This is a genomic window from Bacillus sp. FJAT-18017 (assembly GCF_001278805.1).
GTDB lineage: Bacteria > Bacillota > Bacilli > Bacillales > Cytobacillaceae > Bacillus_D.
Genome location: NZ_CP012602.1, coordinates 4316671 through 4334531, shown reverse-complemented (window position 1 = coordinate 4334531; position 17861 = coordinate 4316671). Strand labels below are relative to the sequence as shown.

The 17861-nt window shown below is 42.8% G+C and carries 17 protein-coding genes; 11 read left to right on the top strand and 6 right to left on the bottom strand.

Annotated elements, in window-relative coordinates; genetic code table 11:
• Nucleotides 1–11 precede the first annotated feature (11 nt).
• Both AM500_RS20205 and AM500_RS20200 read left to right on the top strand, forming a co-directional pair.
• Nucleotides 12–1040 carry an ABC transporter ATP-binding protein gene (locus tag AM500_RS20205; RefSeq protein ID WP_053600844.1) on the top strand — a complete coding sequence of 343 codons (1029 nt, stop codon included), beginning with the start codon at nt 12–14 and terminating at the stop codon, nt 1038–1040.
• 25 nt (nt 1041–1065) lie between these two features.
• On the top strand, nt 1066–2004 hold the full coding sequence (locus AM500_RS20200; protein WP_053600843.1) for an ABC transporter ATP-binding protein: 939 nt from the start codon (nt 1066–1068) through the stop codon (nt 2002–2004).
• Between the two features lie 96 nt (nt 2005–2100).
• Here the strand turns inward: AM500_RS20200 and AM500_RS20195 are convergent, their stop codons facing one another.
• A complete protein-coding gene (locus tag AM500_RS20195) occupies nt 2101–2286 on the bottom strand; it encodes a hypothetical protein (protein ID WP_043933043.1) in 186 nt (61 codons plus the stop codon).
• 582 nt (nt 2287–2868) lie between these two features.
• Between AM500_RS20195 and spxA the strand changes: the two genes are divergently transcribed.
• From spxA to pepF, 5 genes are all read left to right on the top strand, one after another.
• Complete coding sequence (spxA, locus tag AM500_RS20190) at nt 2869–3264, top strand: transcriptional regulator SpxA (RefSeq protein WP_043933042.1); 396 nt, start codon at nt 2869–2871, stop codon at nt 3262–3264.
• A 699-nt stretch (nt 3265–3963) separates the two neighbouring features.
• Entirely contained in the window at nt 3964–4623 is a 660-nt protein-coding gene (gene mecA / locus AM500_RS20185; protein ID WP_053600842.1) for an adaptor protein MecA, read from the top strand.
• A gap of 196 nt (nt 4624–4819) precedes the next feature.
• Nucleotides 4820–6331 carry a cardiolipin synthase gene (gene cls / locus AM500_RS20180; RefSeq protein WP_053600841.1) on the top strand — a complete coding sequence of 504 codons (1512 nt, stop codon included), beginning with the start codon at nt 4820–4822 and terminating at the stop codon, nt 6329–6331.
• A 523-nt stretch (nt 6332–6854) separates the two neighbouring features.
• Nucleotides 6855–8033, top strand: coding sequence for a competence protein CoiA (locus tag AM500_RS20175; protein WP_053600840.1), 1179 nt, complete (start codon nt 6855–6857; stop codon nt 8031–8033).
• Between the two features lie 129 nt (nt 8034–8162).
• Nucleotides 8163–9980 (top strand): oligoendopeptidase F, encoded by a 1818-nt coding sequence (gene pepF / locus AM500_RS20170; protein ID WP_053600839.1) that lies wholly within the window; start codon nt 8163–8165, stop codon nt 9978–9980.
• A gap of 127 nt (nt 9981–10107) precedes the next feature.
• On the opposite strand, the gene AM500_RS20165 is transcribed toward pepF, so the two are convergent.
• From AM500_RS20165 to AM500_RS20145, 5 genes are all read right to left on the bottom strand, one after another.
• Entirely contained in the window at nt 10108–10872 is a 765-nt protein-coding gene (locus AM500_RS20165) for a hypothetical protein (protein WP_053600838.1), read from the bottom strand.
• Entirely contained in the window at nt 10856–11374 is a 519-nt protein-coding gene (locus tag AM500_RS20160) for an RNA polymerase sigma factor (protein WP_053600837.1), read from the bottom strand. The genes AM500_RS20165 and AM500_RS20160 overlap by 17 nt, the downstream gene beginning before the upstream one ends.
• A gap of 1175 nt (nt 11375–12549) precedes the next feature.
• Nucleotides 12550–13428: a ClpXP adapter SpxH family protein gene (locus tag AM500_RS20155; RefSeq protein ID WP_269432615.1), complete on the bottom strand. Its 879-nt coding sequence runs from the start codon at nt 13426–13428 to the stop codon at nt 12550–12552.
• Nucleotides 13428–13835, bottom strand: coding sequence for a globin domain-containing protein (locus AM500_RS20150; protein WP_043933035.1), 408 nt, complete (start codon nt 13833–13835; stop codon nt 13428–13430). Before AM500_RS20150 ends, AM500_RS20155 begins: the two co-directional genes overlap by 1 nt.
• A gap of 297 nt (nt 13836–14132) precedes the next feature.
• The gene (locus AM500_RS20145) at nt 14133–14726 is read right to left on the bottom strand and encodes a CYTH domain-containing protein (RefSeq protein ID WP_053600835.1); all 594 of its coding nucleotides are present in this window, start codon (nt 14724–14726) and stop codon (nt 14133–14135) included.
• Between the two features lie 123 nt (nt 14727–14849).
• Here AM500_RS20145 and AM500_RS20140 point away from each other — a divergent pair, with 123 nt between their 5' ends.
• The 4 genes from AM500_RS20140 (at nt 14850) to AM500_RS20125 (ending at nt 17702) form a co-directional block, all read left to right on the top strand.
• Nucleotides 14850–15209, top strand: coding sequence for a UPF0738 family protein (locus AM500_RS20140; protein ID WP_082347312.1), 360 nt, complete (start codon nt 14850–14852; stop codon nt 15207–15209).
• A gap of 69 nt (nt 15210–15278) precedes the next feature.
• Complete coding sequence (locus tag AM500_RS20135; protein WP_053600833.1) at nt 15279–15923, top strand: GTP diphosphokinase; 645 nt, start codon at nt 15279–15281, stop codon at nt 15921–15923.
• A gap of 52 nt (nt 15924–15975) precedes the next feature.
• A complete protein-coding gene (locus AM500_RS20130; protein ID WP_043933031.1) occupies nt 15976–16776 on the top strand; it encodes an NAD kinase in 801 nt (266 codons plus the stop codon).
• Nucleotides 16777–16805: 29 nt separating this feature from the next.
• Nucleotides 16806–17702, top strand: a complete 897-nt coding sequence (locus AM500_RS20125) for an RluA family pseudouridine synthase (RefSeq protein ID WP_053600832.1) — start codon at nt 16806–16808, stop codon at nt 17700–17702.
• The last annotated feature ends 159 nt before the right edge of the window (nt 17703–17861 follow it).

Below are 17861 nucleotides of genomic sequence, written 5' to 3'. Positions count from 1 at the left end.
GGTGAATTTAATTGGATAAAGTACTTGAAGTAAAGGATTTGAGTATTTCTTTTCATACATTTGGCGGTGAAGTCCAGGCAATCCGTGGAGTAAGTTTTGATTTGAAACGCGGCGAAACTCTTGCCATTGTCGGTGAGTCTGGTTCAGGGAAATCAGTCACGACAAAAGCAATTATGAGCCTTTTACCTTCAGGGAATTCAGAAATCAAAAGTGGACAAATACTATTTGATGGTAAAGACTTGGTAAAATTGAGTGATAAGAAAATGCAAAATATCAGGGGCAAGGATATATCGATGATTTTTCAGGATCCGATGACATCTTTGAATCCTACCATGACAGTTGGTAAGCAGATCATGGAGCCACTGATCAAACACCAGAAAATGAGTAAAGGTGCTGCAAGGGAGAGGGCACTCCAACTTCTTCAGTTGGTTGGTATTCCGAAGCCAGAACAAAGGGTTAAGCAATATCCTCACCAGTTCTCAGGTGGTATGAGACAAAGGGTAGTTATTGCCATTGCTTTGGCATGTAATCCTAAAGTGCTAATAGCTGATGAACCAACAACAGCTCTTGACGTTACTATACAGGCTCAAATTCTTGAATTGATGAAAGACTTGCAAAATAAGATTGACACCTCCATTATCTTTATTACACACGACCTTGGTGTAGTTGCTAATGTTGCGGACCGGGTTGCGGTTATGTATGGAGGAAAAATTGTAGAAGTCGGAACCGTTGATGAGGTATTTTACAACCCGCAGCATCCATATACTTGGGGATTAATTAGTTCAATGCCAAGCTTGGATGCGAAGGATGAGGAATTATATGCTATTCCCGGGACACCGCCTAATCTTTTGAATCCTCCAAAGGGTGATGCATTTGCACCTAGGAATGAATATGCGATGCAAATAGATTTAGAAGAGCAGCCCCCAATGTTTAAGGTATCGGATACACATTATGCTGCTACTTGGCTGTTACATCCGGATGCTCCTAAGGTAGAACCGCCTGCTGCAGTAAAAATGCGAATGAAAAAATTCAATCGTTAAAAATGGTGGAAAGGAGGAAAAAACAGTGGAAAATAGGGAAAAGCTTTTAGAAATTAGCAATTTAAAGCAATATTTTAATGTTGGTAAGCCAAACGAAGTAAAAGCAATTGATGGCATCACATTTGATATTTATAAAGGGGAAACCCTTGGTCTTGTAGGTGAGTCCGGATGTGGTAAGTCCACAACGGGGCGGACAATTATAAGACTGTATGATAAGACCGATGGTATCATAAAATTTAAAGGCGAAGACGTCCACAACAAAAAATCACGGAATGAACTTAAGAAGTTCAATCGCAGCATACAAATGATTTTTCAGGACCCATACGCCTCATTAAACCCGAAAATGAAGGTTGCAGATGTTATAGCAGAAGGCATTGACATCCATGGCCTTGCCAAGAATAGAAAAGAACGTATGGAGCGGGTGTATACCCTGCTTGAAACAGTAGGCCTGAACAAGGAGCACGCGAACCGGTATCCACACGAATTCTCGGGTGGCCAGAGACAAAGGATAGGTATTGCCCGTGCATTGGCTGTTCAACCTGAATTCATTATTGCGGATGAACCAATATCCGCACTCGATGTGTCGATCCAGGCTCAGGTTGTCAATCTTCTGAAAAAGCTGCAGCGTGAAAAAGGGCTGACATATTTGTTTATTGCCCATGACCTTTCAATGGTTAAATATATCAGCGATAGAATTGGTGTTATGTACTTTGGGAAGTTGGTTGAATTGGCACCGGCTGAGGATTTGTATAAAAATCCGCTTCACCCATATACTCAATCCCTTTTATCTGCGATTCCACTTCCAGACCCGGATAGTGAGCGTACACGAAAGCGTAAAACGTATAATCCGAGTGTTCATGATTATGCCGAAAACGAGCAGTTGGAAATGCGCGAAGTAGGTCCAGGCCACTATGTCCTTTGCTCCGAAAAGGAATTCAAGCAATACAAAGCACAGTATAAATAAGCTAATAAACAAAGGCTCCTGAATGAATCAGGAGCCACCTTTTTTGGATAAAAAAACTGCAGGCCCAATGAGGATCTTCTGCAGCTTTCGTTATAATTATTTCCTTTTGCCGCCCACTTGCTTCCAGCCCTTTTGATTACCGGCTATTTGGTCAACAAACTCATTCTTTTTCCCTCTTGCAAATAAGCTAGTGCCAATTCCATTGGTTAAGACACCCATGACAGCTGTAATTCCAACAATAAGGATTGTGACCATTGCAAAATCGAGTAAATATTCTCCCATCCTTCTTCCCCTGCCCCTCCTGATTGTATTATAGCTATGTATCTACCTTCTATTTTAAAAGAAAGCTAACATTATTAAAAGGAAAACAACAGGTTCCAGAGATGAAATTTATTTTCTTTTTCCCGGATGAAGAAACATTGTAATTCTCTCAGATGCTTTAGCATTAAGCTCAAGGACATCTGTGGGTTTTCAATTAAAAACATTCATTGAGAAAAAAGATTAACAAAAGATGTTTTAAACTTGAAATAAAGGGTAAAAGTTTATATCTTTAAATATTTTGCCGCAATACGTACATAAAGAAGTAAAATTATTCGAATCTTATATCGATTTAAGGGGAGATGAGGAAAATTACAGATTAAGATTTTAAAAAAGTGAAACTTTTCCTGTTCTAAATCGTCTATAAGAAGGTATGAACCTAAAATTGAAATGAATGCAAAAAACTATATCGTTTTAATCAGTCATATTGTATAATAAAAAATATAAATTCCTTATTTATAATTATTTTAATTTATTACTATAAAAATAGTAATTTCTTGTACTACCATATAGATGGTCTTAAATCTGAAGGAGTGTGAAAAAACAATGGTAACGCTATACACTTCACCGAGCTGCACATCATGTAGAAAAGCAAAATCATGGTTGGAAGAGCATGAGATTCCGTACAAAGAAAGGAATATCTTCTCTGAACCGTTATCAATCGATGAAATTAAGGAAATCCTTCGAATGACTGAAGATGGGACAGATGAGATCATCTCAACTCGCTCGAAAACTTTCCAGAAGCTTGATGTCAACCTCGAAGCCATGCCTCTGCAGAACCTGTTTGAATTAATTAAGGAAAATCCGGGTTTGCTTCGCCGCCCGATTATCCTCGATGAAAAAAGGCTGCAGGTAGGCTATAACGAGGATGAAATCCGCCGCTTCCTTCCACGGAAGGTTCGTACCTTCCAACTACGGGAAGCTCAAAAGCTTGTCAATTAGAAATATACCTGGAAACCTCCATGAAAGTGGGGGTTTTTTTTGTTTAAAATTTAATGGTTTTTTCCAATTAAATTTTATTGTATTGAAACCAAGCCTTTGCTAAACTAGAAGGAAACTTAAAAAGCCAGCATACTGAATCCGCTTTCTATATATGGAGATTCTTACTCACTTACATTTATAGTGCAGGTGATAAATTAAATGTAGTCAGTGTTATAGAAAGTTGTTGTTTTTTAACAGAATGGATTGAAGCGGAAGGCGCGAAGACTCCTACGGGAGAAAAGGTCAGTGGGAGACCCCGCAGGCGCTTGCGCCGAGGAGAAAGGAAAGCGAAGGCGACTGCCCAGCTCCGACAAGCGCTGGAGGGCCTGAAGCAGAAGTCGTTCTTTGACTTCAGCTGAAGGACCGAAGTGACCTCGAGGAGCTAGGAGCCGGAGCTAGACAGGCTTCCAGGCCACCCGTGGAAAGCGAAGCGCCTGCAGCGGAAAACTACAGGAAAATCTGTATGACTGTGCTAAGGGCATATGCTCATTTTTCAAGAATTGGTATCTTTTGTTTCCCTAATTCCCTTGATTGTCATAAAATAAAGGTACAAGGCTGTACAAAGAATAAACAGTCTTCATATGGGTAATAGATAAGCAATACCGTCTGCATGGGGGTAATTAGTCCCTTCACTCTTGCTGCCGGAAGGGAGAGTTAAATATGGAAATAGAACGTATTAACGAAAATACAGTCAAGTTTTATATTTCGTATATAGATATAGAAGAGCGTGGTTTCGATCGCGAGGAAATCTGGTACAACCGGGAACGCAGCGAGGAACTTTTCTGGGAAATGATGGACGAAATCCATCAGGAAGAAGAGTTCACTGTCGAAGGCCCGCTTTGGATACAGGTTCAAGCGCTTGATAAAGGCCTCGAAGTTTTGGTCACAAAGGCACAAATGTCCAAAGACGGACAAAAGTTTGAATTGCCGATTCCTAATGAAAAAGTCAAGGACCTGCCAATAGATGATCAACTCGAGGATATCCTTGAACAACATTTCACTCCAGGGGATGAAGATGGGTTTGGGGAAGAAGAAGGTATGGATTTCCTTCTTTCGTTCAGAGACTTTGAGGACATCATCCAGCTTTCAAAACGGGGCGGTTTGGATGAAATTGATACAAAACTGTTCCATTATGATAACAGGTATTATTTATACATCGAATTCCCGGAAGGAAAATTTGAGGAGGATAAAATTGACGACCTACTCAGCATTCTCCTGGAATATGGGGAGGAAAGCCAGCTAACCATTCATCGATTAGAGGAATACGGGAAAGAAGTTATCAATCAAAATGTCTTTGCCGAATTGCGCAAGTATTTTTAATTACTAGCCGACCCAGGTCCATCAGGCTCTGAGGCCGGCTTTTTTTATGTAATCCTTTTTTGAGTGTTTTTTTTAAAAATGCATTTAATTTCCTCTTAAATTAGGGTAGTCGAAATCGTAATGGCTAATTAATTCATTTATTTAGAAACTTTTCTCGACTGAAGATCGTATTGTAGGATAACGGCGGTGATAAGAAATGAAGAACACAGTAAGAATTATCGTATTTGCTTTAATCCTGTCAGGAGGCATCTACCTGTTCAAGGATTACCTTGAATGGGATATTTTTGGTATTATAAGCGTTTTATTCTCGTTATCTGTCATTTTTATTGGTCTTGTTATCTTCCTGGAAAATAGGCATCCTACCCAGACCATTACCTGGCTGGTCGTCCTTGGCAGCCTGCCCCTTCTAGGATTCATTTTTTATATCCTATTTGGCAGGAATTATAAAAAGGAACGAATGTACCGTAAAAAGTATATCCTTGATAAGCAGGCATATCTGACAGTTGAGGGCGAAGTTGTTCCTGATCCAAATAAAACCCCTCCCGAATTTGTTGGGCAGCAGCACAGGCTCGTTTCACTCGCGCAAACACTTGCAAACACCCCCATCTCGTTTACAACTGAAACGAAAACGTTGGCAAATGGAGAAGAAACCTTCGGCCACATCCTTAAGGAATTAAAAAAAGCAAAACATCATATCCACCTTGAGTATTATATACTCCGGGATGATGAAATTGGCAAAGAGATAAAGGCTGTACTCTCGAAAAAGGCTCGGGAAGGTGTAAAGGTAAGGGTACTGTATGATGATGTAGGATCGTGGAGGCTGTCAAAGAAATATATCAATGGCTTAAAAAATGCCGGCGTTGAAGTTGTTGCTTTCGGACCGGTAAAGCTTCCGTTTCTGAGCAGTAAGTTCAATTTTAGAAACCATCGCAAAATTATCGTGATTGATGGGGTTGTCGGCTTTGTCGGCGGTTTGAATATTGGCGATGAGTATCTGGGCCGTGTCAAGAAGATTGGTTTTTGGCGCGATACCCATTTAATGCTGAAGGGGGAAGCGGTAAGAAGCCTTCAGCTCATCTTTGCACAGGATTGGTACTATATGACCAACCACAGTCTTCTTACCGAGGAATACCTTCCGCATGTTAAAGGAAGCAGATTCCACGGAGGCGTTCATTTAATAGCTGGTGGCCCTGATAATGAACATACGACAATCAAGAATATGCTATTTTCAATGATTACCGCTGCGGAAAAGTCAGTTTGGATTGCCTCGCCTTACTTCATTCCAGATGAAGATATTTTTTCCGCCCTGAAGATTGCCGCATTAAGCGGAATTGATGTCCGGATCCTTATGCCGGATAAACCTGATAAATGGATTGTCTTCCATGCATCACGTTCCTACTTTCCAGAGCTGCTTGAGGCGGGCGTAAAGATTTATGAGTATAAGCGGGGCTTTATGCATAGCAAGATAGTCATTGTTGATGGCCAGCTAGCTTCGATTGGAACTTCCAATATGGACATGAGAAGCTTTCATTTAAACTTTGAGGTGAATGCCTTCCTTTATCGTACAGAAAGCACAAGAAAGCTGGTAGCTGAATATGAGAATGATCTTAAGGATTCAAAAAAGCTGGAACTGAATAGCTTTAATCAGCGCCACTTAGGATATAGACTTCTTGAATCGACCTCAAGACTCCTCTCCCCGCTGCTTTAGTTGTCCGTTGGGGGGAGGTTTATTGAGGCTAATAATGACGTGTGTATACTGTTCCTTTTAAAAATGGCTCTGTTATTGCTGAATGTTGATTTCACTCTGTTTGAAAAATAAGGGGAGAAATTCCGGTTAAATCGGGAAATACCGATATTTCCCTTAAAATAAGGGGAGTTTTTCCGCTTATCAAACCAGAATCATTGGTTTTTAACTTATTTTAAGAAGTTAAGGGGAATTTCTCCGCTTATTTCTGTCTCTTAAGGTGCCCGTGGGTACAATAGCGGGAAGTTCTCCCCCTAATAAATTCTCATACCTCAACTAAAATCAACAATGAATACTAACAGAGCCTTAAAAATGAATATTGAGTTATCACCGAAAACCCAGCCGCTTACAAAACAAACGGCTGGGTTATTTTATTAATTTTGAAGATGCTTACTGTTTCACACATTTAAAAAGTTTTACCATATAAAAGGAGTTGGCCTACGGAAAGAGAATTTAATATAGAGAAAGAAAAAGGAGGAGATAGCATGTGCTGACCGCAAAATTGAAAAACGGCCAGACCCTTTGCCTTGCCCATAGCTATAGCAGGGAAGCGTTGAAACAGCTTCGGGACGATGAGGAATTTCTTTGTCCTTCCTGCGGGGAGCAAGTGATCCTTAAATTAGGAACAAAAAGGATTTTTCACTTTTCGCATCTCAAGGACGGTTGCGAGGAGAGCAAGTATGACAGAGAATCTGAGTACCATCTGGCAGGAAAGTTTGCACTCTTCAACTGGCTCATAAGTCAGGGCATACCAGCAGCTGTTGAGCAATATGACTCTTACATCCATCAGCGCCCCGATATTACCTTTATCCATCAAAACCGCCATTACGCCCTCGAATTTCAATGCAGTACAATTCCGGAAGAATGTTTTATTAAAAGAACACGGGGATATGAGAGCAGGGGATATATCCCGCTTTGGATTCTTGGTGCGACCCATCTGCCGAAATATTCCGGAAAGACAGTCCAGCTTTCAGGCTTCCATTATTTATTTTATCGGGACGCACTTAACGGGCCCGGCTTTATTCCTTTTTTCTGTCCAGATACAGGGAGGTTCACCCTGCTGCACAGTATATCCCCATACTCAACTTCAAAAGCGTTCGCATCGAAGGCACAGATTCATTTGAATCGCGCCCGTCTCAGAGATGCTCTTATTCCTCCATCTTTACAACAGGTTCCTGGATCCCTATGGAGGCGAAAGCTTTTGCAGAGCAAGTTGGCAATTGGTGCCAATCCGGCAACACTCCACACCAAATTCCTCAATGAGCTGTACACAGCGGGAAAGAATTTATTCCTGCTCCCACCACAAATTGGCCAGCCTGGTTTCTTTTCTGTTTCAGTTACTGCATTCCCAATCATTTGGCAAACCTATCTTTTTATAGATCTTCTTTTTAAAAAAATACCAGGCAGTTTTGTGACGGTCGAGGAAATCGTTCAAAGTTTAGAAAAGCGTTGTGCCCAGGGGGATATCCGGTTGCGCGTGCTGCCGCTTGCTAAAGATATGACATTGGGAGCGTTGGCTTATGAATACTTGTCGCGTCTCGCCGCACTGGGTTTTCTTGTACATAAACAAGACGGCGTCTTCCTTTTACAAAAAGAAATGCTCTTTCCTGGAACAACAGCGGAACAAATGGCGATGGAAGATGAATTTTACCGGAGGAATACCTGAAATTCCAAGCTTGGGGAATAATAGAGATGAAATTTGTTATTCAAATTAATTGCAGGAATTTTTTAAAAAAGCGAGAATAGTATTAATGGTATTACTTCGAAAGTCGAAATGTCGAATGGAGGATGAATTATGACGAATGAAACTACGGTAAAAAAATTGCCAGCGAGAAGTGAGGTTGCTATTGAGGAGACATGGCGCCTTGAAGATATTTTTGCATCGGATGATGAGTGGGAGAAGGAGTTTCAGGATGTTAAGGGTTTGATTCCCGGCGTAGCGGCACATCGCGGCAAGCTGGGTGAGAGCGCTGAAAGTTTGTATACGGCATTAAAGGAGCAGGACCAGTTGCTGGAGAGGCTTGGCAGGCTGTATACATATGCGCATATGCGTTATGACCAGGATACAAGCAACTCCTTCTATCAGGGTCTTGATGACAGGATGAAGGCACTGTATTCCCAGGCAGCAAGCCAGTTGGCTTATATTGTTCCTGAAATCCTGGCGGTTGACGTTGAAAAGATTAATGGCTTCCTGGAAGAAAAGCCGGAGCTGAAACTTTATGAACATGCCCTGGAGGAAATCAATCTGCAGCGGCCGCATGTTTTGAGCGCGGAGCAGGAGGCACTGCTTGCTGAAGCCGGCGAAGTGATGGGGGCATCTTCAAGTATATTTGGTTCACTTAATAATGCAGACCTTGAATTCCCTGCAATCAAGGATGAAAACGGCGAGGAAGTCGAAGTAACCCACGGCCGCTATTCGCGTTTCCTGGAAAGCGCTGACCCGCGTGTCCGCCACGATGCCTTCAAGGCTGTCTACGATACGTATGGGAAGTTTCGCAATACATTTGCTTCGACGCTTGGGGCACAGGTTAAGAAGGATAACTTCTATGCCCGGGTGAGGAAATACGATTCTGCCCGCCATGCTGCGCTTGCGGCTAATAACATTCCTGAAAGTGTCTATGATAATCTGGTGGGAACTGTAAACGACAATCTCAATTTGCTGCACCGCTATGTGAAGCTGCGCAAAAAGGTGCTCGGTGTTAATGAATTGCATATGTATGATCTTTATACTCCGCTTGTTAAGGACGTTAAGATGGACGTCTCCTATGACGAAGCACGCGAGTATGTGTTAAACGGGCTTGCACCGCTTGGTGAGGAATATCAAAACATCTTGAAGGAAGGCTTCGAGAATCGCTGGGTTGATGTCCACGAAAACAAAGGGAAGCGGAGCGGAGCGTATTCGTCAGGTGCGTATGGCACAAACCCATACATCCTGATGAACTGGCAAAACAATGTTAACAATCTGTTCACGCTTGCCCACGAATTCGGGCATTCGGTCCATAGCTATTATACGAGGAAGAACCAGCCGTATCCTTACGGTAATTACAGCATTTTCGTTGCCGAAGTAGCTTCTACATGCAACGAAGCGCTGCTCAATGACTATTTGTTAAAAACAATTGACGATGAGCAAAAGCGGCTGTACCTGCTGAACCACTTCTTGGAAGGCTTCAGGGGCACGGTGTTCCGCCAGACAATGTTTGCCGAGTTTGAGCATCATATCCATGCCAAGGCCCAGAACAATGAGCCGCTGACAGCCGAGTCACTGACAAATGATTACTATGAGCTGAACACGAAATACTTCGGCGGCAAGGATATTACGATTGATGAGGAAATCGGCCTTGAGTGGTCCAGGATCCCGCATTTCTATTACAACTATTATGTGTACCAATATGCGACTGGCTACAGTGCTGCAACTGCGCTCAGCAATCAGATTCTTGAGGAAGGCGAGCCGGCTGTTAAGCGTTATCTGGACTTCCTGAAGGCAGGCAGCTCCGATTACCCAATTGAAGTACTCAAGAAGGCTGGCGTCGATATGACCAGCCCAGAGCCTGTCAAAGGTGCCTGCAAGGTATTTGAAGAGAAGCTGAATGAAATGGAACAGCTTCTGAGCTAAAGGGATCTGAGGACCGTCACTATACATGAAGATGGGGCAATATGTTTGCAGTACTGTTAATAAAAACACAAAAATGCTTGGATTTGTCCAAGCATTTTTGTGTTTAGTACAGAATATTTCTTGCCGTTTATTTCTCTGCTTCAAAATTAAATAAGCTGGCAAGCTGGATTAGTTCTTCGCTGTTTCCTTGCTTTTCATCGTATAATCCAGAATTTGATAGGTAGTAAACATATTTCTTGGTGACAATATACAACTCAGTAACGCCATAATCCGTTGTTGGCTCATAAAGTACAGCCCGCTGCCCAGCAACTTTTACCTCTTTAACATTGCGACCGTATAGGGGGTAGTCTGGCAAGAATTCTTTAATTCTTTGCTCCACTGACCCTGTATCGTTAAGCGAATAATGTACTGATATGCCCCTGCCAACAGTGCTTGTTGGATAATATGCGAAAATGTAAAGTTGTTCTTTTCCCCAAGCATTATCCAAATGTGTACTAATAATTGGCTCCCCGACAACTGTTTTTATATGCTTATGGGCATCCATTGGATACACGAGGCTTTTCATGCCTTTCTCAGTAAGCACTGGTGTTTCTTTCCCATTGATCATTTCCATTGTATATAATTGTTCATTATTCGCTTTGCTTCCCAAGAGAACTTTTCCATCATTCCATGCCAGCTCATTAGTTAGTAATAAAATGAAAATAGAAGCACTAACCCCAATAGATAAAAGATAAATAACCGTGTTTCTGGCAGTTGTTTTCAATCGGCTCCTTTGAATCTTTTTAGTTAGTTGGTTCCTTACCTTTTGAGAGCGTTCGATATTCCATTCCATCTCATATTCAACTTTCTGCAGAGCACGATCATGGGACGTAATATCAGTTTGTATGCTCATGGTAATCCTCCTGTTTCTTAAGCTGCTTCTCCAATGAAAGCATGCCTCTATGTAAAGCGGACTTGACTTTCCCTTCCGAACAATTCAATATTTCAGCAGTTTCACTGGTAGAAAATCCTTTAATCTTCCTCAATATGATTACTTCCCGCTGTGACTCTTTAGTAGCTGAAAGAGCATCATATATCTCTCTTGAACTTTCCTTTAAATAAACAATATTTTCTGGAAGCTGACGGTGGTCAACCTGGGGCTGAAAAAGTTCTTTGATCAAACGTAAAGGTTTTTGTTTCCTCAGGTAATCCACTGACAGATTGTGTGCGATACTAAATAGCCATGTTTTTTCATTGGAATTACGATTAAAAGATTCATAATGCTTATAAGCCTTCAAAAAGGTTTCCTGGGTCAGGTCCTCTGATTGTTGATAGTCTTTTGTAAGCATAAAGATGTATTTGAATATCGTTTGATGGTACTGGTCAAACCAATCGTTTATTTCGTCCTCAACCATTCTTTTCTCCCCCATTTTGGAATCCTATTGTTTAGACGTTTGAAATCAAAAAGGGTTCTGGTTTTTTGTAAATAAATTCTATTTCCACTATAAAAAAGACTGCCCTGTTGGCAGCCGCTTTTCTTCGTTGTGATACGGTTCACCGTAATGCATCAAAATGAGAAGATAGAGATAAAACCCACTCTCTTTAAATAAGATTTTTGTCATAATGGAGACCTAAAAGAAGCACCCAAAAACGGAACCCCTTGTTAAAAACCCCGAAAGCGGCGGCGGTGATTAAACATTGATATGAGAAAAAAGATAGAGATAAACAGAAGGGGGGCGCTGATTAGAAAGGGGAAAATATTCATAAGCCCAAGGAAATTCAGGAAAAGGGAAAAGATAAATAATAGGATAAGGATAGCAAGTTTGAATCCGTTCATATCAAAGCCTCCAATATGTAAGCATTATTTCTAATTTATTGTCCAAGTTGTCAATTCATGAACGAGCAAGGGGAAATTTTTAAAGTATCAGAAAGTATATCTTTTCTTTGAGAACTGTCTAGCTCCAGCGCCTAGCGCCTAGTGTACTTCGGTCCCCTCGTTACGATAAGTCAACATCGATTCGCTTGTGCTCATCGTGTTTCCTTTATCCCACTCTTAAGGGACAGTAAGCCCTAAAGGGCAACTGTCCCTAAAGGTCCGATTCGTTCAACTAACCATCAGTGGAAGGGCGCCACTGATGGAAGTTTCACTTTATCTCCTTCGAGGCCCTCCAGTCCATACGACGCTGTGGCACTAAGGAAAGCTCCTTAGATTAATCATCGCAGGGACAGGCGGTATTTGCCTGTCACGAAGGCGCTTCCGCTTTTCCTGTTGTCAACTATCATGCTCCTCTGAAACCGTTTACTGGAAAGGCTTGGTCGGAGAATATGACAATTATGTGAAAAAAGGCACATTCTTATTGAAAAAGTACAGCTACCCGTGATATATTTTATACGTGAAGTTGATCACAACAAACATATACCCCTTTGTTTGAACCGTGAAAAATTTCTCCCATCCCCTTTGTTCGTATTTTTATAGAAAAATGCCCTGCCGCAGCGGGGCATTTTTCATTTTCATGAAGAAAATGATATTAGAAAAAGGCCATCCCGATTCGCAGCCGGGATGGCCTTTTGGTGTGGAAAATAATATGTGTCATTGATTTACATACTTCCAGAACGTTCCGTACTTCACAGGTATTTGCTCAACTTTTTGTTTTAAGAGCAATTTTTTCATTTCACGGTCGACCTGGGGGATCGACAGGTCATAAACGACAGCGATTTCCTTTGAGGCAACCAGACGGAAAAACTTCATGAAGGTTTCCAATGGCGGCGGAGGGGATTGCTGTGGCTCCTCGGGAAGCATTTCCTGAAGTACCTGGACATACACTTCATAAGGATAATATCCGGCAATCTTGATGCCTTCCTCATCGGAGTTCTGATTAAAGAAAACCAGGGTAGGACTCTCATCGACTTCCATTTCAGCTGTAATTTTTAAATCCTGCTGAAATGCCTTTGCGGCTGTTTCGGAATGGATATCCGTTATAAATTCCTCGACATCAAGTCCGACGGTACGAGCCACCTCCTTCAGGACATCGAAATTCGAGATGTTCTGTTTTTCGAGGAAAAGCACTTCCTGAAGCCTTCTCAGAAACCTGGCGCCAGGTTTTCTTCCTTGAAGTTCTGCGGCCTTGATGGCAATAGACGCAATATATGGGGAGATAACGGGATTCTCGTGCCATAGAGTTGCATCACATGACATACCGGAGCGGCTAGCGGTTTTTTCCCAGAGCTGGGCAATGCTTTCGAATTTCTTCTTTTTACCCATATTCAGCATGGTAAGCTTTCCGCTTAAGACAGTCTTCATTGAAAAATAACGTCCATATTCAATTTGCAGTTTTTTTATAATTGGCTCCATTGCCCAGCACTCCGGGCATAGAGGATCGATAAATATATAAATTTCGAGCGGTTTCTTCTCAGTGCCGTGGCAATGATGGGGTAATTGGCTGTTCATGAAGCGTTTATCGTATTCCATCATGCCTGCTCACCTATTGTTTCTTCGCCGTCGGGCGTATTGATCATGTGCTGGGCTGTCAGCGTAAGCCGGGCGTAAAAGTCCTCCCGTAACGGACCTTCCAGGCCAACTTTGTCCATTGCCTGGCTCATGCAGGAAAGCCAGGCGCGGGCACGTGTAGGAGTTATTGGAAAAGGCAAATGCCTTGCGCGCATCATTGGATGTCCATGTTCCTCAGTATAAAGGGGTGGCCCTCCGAGATACTGGGTCAGGAATTGCTTTTGTTTTCTGGCAGTTTCAGTTAAATCATCTGGAAATATAGGGGCAAGATCAGGATGCTGTCTCACGAGTCCATAAAATGCATCTACAAGCCGATGCAATGTTTCTTTTCCGAGGGCCTCATAAGGCACAGGCATTTTCCCGGTCATGTTGACAACTCCTTTGAATTGCTTGTTTTCGTATCTATCCACTGTTTATATGTGGAATGTCTCTTTATTTTAGCAATGCCCTATTTATATCTCAAATAAATCGCTCTGTAAAAGGAAACACCCTGCCATTTTTGGCTTTAACTAGATAATTGAAAGCTTCTGTTTATCTGAATTTCCGTTTCATATATGGAAGCTACAAAGGTAATCATCCGGGACACAATGGAAAGATTCACGAAGCAGGCCTTGCTTTCTCTAATCTTTAACTGCAAGTTGATGAGCTAGTCCTGTTGGCTTCTTTTAACTGCCTTCAGTCTCAAGTGCAAGCTTTCTTTTATAAAACCGGCGGATCTTATTCAGGGTCTCCCGTTTTGGAATTCCAAGCTGCTTCAAAAGAGCATAAAAGACTTCCTTCCCCTGATGATAATCCTCCACTTCATATTCCAGTTCATAATCCTCTGTACCTAGATAGCTGCTATGATCGAGTACGAGCAGTCCTTTTTTATACTGGGTTTCTGCACGCGATGTTTCCAGTGTGCCAAAATAGGCAAGTTCTTCAAACTGTATCCCGAGCTTTTCAATTTCTGTCTGAATCTGCCCTTCGGGGAGCTTGCCAAGATGGATAGCATCATTAAATTCCTTTTCTGAAAGACGCTGATGTGTTTCGAGCAAACCATCTCCAAATGGCTGCTTTAAGGTCAGCACTCGCTTACCTTCCTTTTCCCGGATGCGGAGGGCTGAACCTGCATCTTTTAGCCGGAATAAGGATGTGTCAAAATAGTGATTGGCCTGATGTTTAAAGTCCGATAGGCCCAGCTTGAATTCCTGGGCAACCTTATTGAATTCATCTTTTTCCACTATATTCTTAAATTCAATCTCAATATTCTGTTCCATGCGTACACCTGCTTTTCTAATTGCTTACCATTCATTATCCTTTGTTTTTTTGGTTGATGCAATTTTTGGGAGATTGGCTGTGAGTATGCTAAAATAGTGAATTGATAGATGGAGGTTGATTTCGTGAAAACAAAACTTACTGTAACGAATGCAAAGCTTAATCAAGAGGAACTTGTCCTCGAGACTGCTGAAGGAATTGAGGGCCTCCTGCCAAGAGGCCAGATGCTTGTCGATTCAGACAATTTATCGTTTATTTATTTAATGGAAAAGGATGAGGAATATATATACATAAGCCTGCCAGAACAGCTGTGGGGAGAATTAAAACAGGGGTTTGGACAGCAGCTTAAAGTATATTTGCAATTTGAAGGAAGCCGGGTGGAAATGGAAAATTTCTATTCGGAGCTTGAATACCTTATTGAAAACATTAAGGGAAATGGGAATTACGGCGATGAAATGGTGTCACGGGTAGAAAGCATATTCTAAAACATGCGGCAACGCCAGCGCAGCAGCACACGGGGCTGCCCCGCTTTCACGCTTGGGGGGACAGAAGGAATGAAGAATTGGGAAACGTTCCTCGCACCATATAAACAGGCTGTTGAGGAGTTGAAGATTAAGTTAAAAGGGATGAGAAGCCAGTTTCAGCTGGACACCAGCCATTCCCCAATCGAATTTGTGACTGGCAGGGTTAAGCCGATTGCGAGCATTCTCGACAAAGCGAATCAGAAAGGCATTCCGCTTGAAAGATTAGAAGAGGAAATGCAGGATATTGCTGGGCTCAGGCTCATGTGCCAGTTTGTTGATGATATTCGGACAGTCGTCCAGCTTCTCCGCAACCGGAACGATTTTGAGATTGTTGAGGAACGCGATTATATTTCTCATGAAAAAACGAGCGGCTACCGCTCCTATCATGTTGTTATCCGCTATCCGGTCCAAACCATCCATGGGGAAAAGAATATTCTTGCTGAAATTCAAATCAGGACACTGGCAATGAATTTCTGGGCAACCATCGAGCATTCATTGAACTATAAATATGAGGGCCAATTCCCTGAAGATATTAAAAACAGGCTGCAGCGAGCGGCAGAAGCGGCTTTCCGCCTTGATGAGGAGATGTCGCTCATCCGCGGGGAAATTCAGGAGGCCCAGGCTTTTTTTACAAGAAAAAAAGAAAGCCAACAGGATAAAAAAGGGCAATCCTGATCCCCGGCTTGGAAAGGGTAAGTGGAATGTCAAAGTTGAGGAGTATCTGATTATGAAATTTGCGATTACGACAAAGGGAGACCAGAAATCGAATACATTAATGCATAAGATGAGGACGTACCTGCTCGATTTTGACCTTGTTTATGACGAGGACCAGCCGGATATCGTCATTTCGATTGGCGGCGACGGTACGCTGCTTTACGCTTTTCACCGCTACAGCAGCCGGTTGTCCAAAACATCGTTTGTTGGCGTTCATACGGGCCACCTCGGCTTTTATGCAGACTGGGTGCCGGAGGAAATCGAAAAACTCGTCATAGCAATTGCGAAGACACCGTACCAGGTTGTGGAATATCCGCTTCTTGAAGTGATTATCCGCTACCAGCATGGCGGCAAGGAATCAAGATACCTTGCACTCAATGAATCAACTGTAAAGGGACTTGAAGGAACGCTTGTCATGGATGTTGATATTCGCGGCCAGCATTTCGAACGGTTCAGGGGCGACGGGCTATGCGTATCGACACCTTCAGGAAGTACCGCCTATAACAAGGCGCTTGGCGGAGCAATCATTCATCCGTCCATTGAAGCACTGCAGCTTACCGAAATGGCGTCAATTAACAACCGTGTGTTCAGAACGGTTGGCTCGCCGCTTATACTGCCTGCGCATCATACGTGCATGCTGAAGCCGGTCAACCGCACCGACTTTGAAGTGACAATTGACCACTTGACGATGCTTCACAAGGAAGTCAAGTCGATTCAATTCCGGGTGCCGGAGGAGAAAATCCGCTTTGCGCGCTTCCGGCCATTCCCATTCTGGAAACGCGTCCATGACTCGTTCATTTCAGATTCGGATTAAATGCTAACAACGAAACAGAGGGTAAACATATGGCTACTGGCCGCTTTAAATTAACCTGGACCATCACAGCCAAAGATACTGGCAAGTTGATCAAGGAATTTTTGAGAGAAAATGAGATCAGTTCGGCTTCGCTGACTGACATCAAATTCAGGGGAGGCTCCATCCTGGTTGGTGAAAGAGAAGTAAATGTCCTTTACCGGCTCATCGAGGGTGATACGCTTGACGTGTATTTCCCACTCGAAGAACCAGCTGAGGGGATGGAGGGAGAAGATATCCCGATTGAGATCTTATTTGAGGATGAATATTTACTGGTCGTCAACAAGCCGCCCGGTATGAACACGATTCCTTCTAGAGAGCATCCGTCGGGCAGCCTGGCCAATGCGTTAATTGGCTATTATCGTTCTATTGGACTCGCTGCGACCACCCATATTGTCACAAGGCTTGACCGGGACACCTCGGGGATAGTCCTGGTTGCCAAGCATCGCCATGCCCATCATCTCTTCAGTAAGCTTCAAAAAACAGGCGGGGTAAAGAGAACTTATGAAGCGCTCGTGAAAGGGGTTCTTTTAGAAAAAGAAGGCACGATTATTGCTCCGATTGGCCGAAAGTCGAGCAGCATCATAGAACGGGAAGTCCGTGACGACGGGCAATATGCGGCTACTCAATATAAGGTGCTAAAGGAAGTCGATCACGATTTCTCCCATCTTGAGCTAAAGCTTGAAACAGGGCGGACTCATCAAATCCGCGTCCATATGTCTCATCTTGGCCATCCGCTGCTAGGCGACAGCCTGTACGGGGGAACTGTTGAGAAAATTGGGAGGCAGGCGCTTCATTGCCGGCAAATCAGCTTTTCGCATCCATTCCACCATAAACAAATGAGCTTTCAGGCAAGCATGCCTCAAGATATGGCTATGTTACTTAAATAGGAAAATCCGGCTGGGGTTCCAGCCGGATTTTTAACTTTGAAAAAGTTATGGTAACAGAGAAGCCGTCTCAGTGCCCGAACGGAGCTGCCCGAGCGTGCAAAGGTAACAGAGAATGCTTTTCAATAACAAAATTAGCCTCTGGAATAAGAAGATAGGTTG

Excerpts from the sequence above, each read along its gene's own strand:
- AM500_RS20195 (WP_043933043.1), bottom strand. The coding sequence starts at position 2,286 with ATGGGAGAATATTTACTCGATTTTGCAATGGTCACAATCCTTATTGTT.
- spxA (WP_043933042.1), top strand. The coding sequence starts at position 2,869 with ATGGTAACGCTATACACTTCACCGAGCTGCACATCATGTAGAAAAGCA.
- mecA (WP_053600842.1), top strand. The coding sequence starts at position 3,964 with ATGGAAATAGAACGTATTAACGAAAATACAGTCAAGTTTTATATTTCG.
- cls (WP_053600841.1), top strand. The coding sequence starts at position 4,820 with ATGAAGAACACAGTAAGAATTATCGTATTTGCTTTAATCCTGTCAGGA.
- pepF (WP_053600839.1), top strand. The coding sequence starts at position 8,163 with ATGACGAATGAAACTACGGTAAAAAAATTGCCAGCGAGAAGTGAGGTT.
- AM500_RS20165 (WP_053600838.1), bottom strand. The coding sequence starts at position 10,872 with ATGAGCATACAAACTGATATTACGTCCCATGATCGTGCTCTGCAGAAA.
- AM500_RS20160 (WP_053600837.1), bottom strand. The coding sequence starts at position 11,374 with ATGGTTGAGGACGAAATAAACGATTGGTTTGACCAGTACCATCAAACG.
- AM500_RS20155 (WP_269432615.1), bottom strand. The coding sequence starts at position 13,428 with ATGGAATACGATAAACGCTTCATGAACAGCCAATTACCCCATCATTGC.
- AM500_RS20150 (WP_043933035.1), bottom strand. The coding sequence starts at position 13,835 with ATGACCGGGAAAATGCCTGTGCCTTATGAGGCCCTCGGAAAAGAAACA.
- AM500_RS20145 (WP_053600835.1), bottom strand. The coding sequence starts at position 14,726 with ATGGAACAGAATATTGAGATTGAATTTAAGAATATAGTGGAAAAAGAT.
- AM500_RS20135 (WP_053600833.1), top strand. The coding sequence starts at position 15,279 with ATGAAGAATTGGGAAACGTTCCTCGCACCATATAAACAGGCTGTTGAG.
- AM500_RS20130 (WP_043933031.1), top strand. The coding sequence starts at position 15,976 with ATGAAATTTGCGATTACGACAAAGGGAGACCAGAAATCGAATACATTA.
- AM500_RS20125 (WP_053600832.1), top strand. The coding sequence starts at position 16,806 with ATGGCTACTGGCCGCTTTAAATTAACCTGGACCATCACAGCCAAAGAT.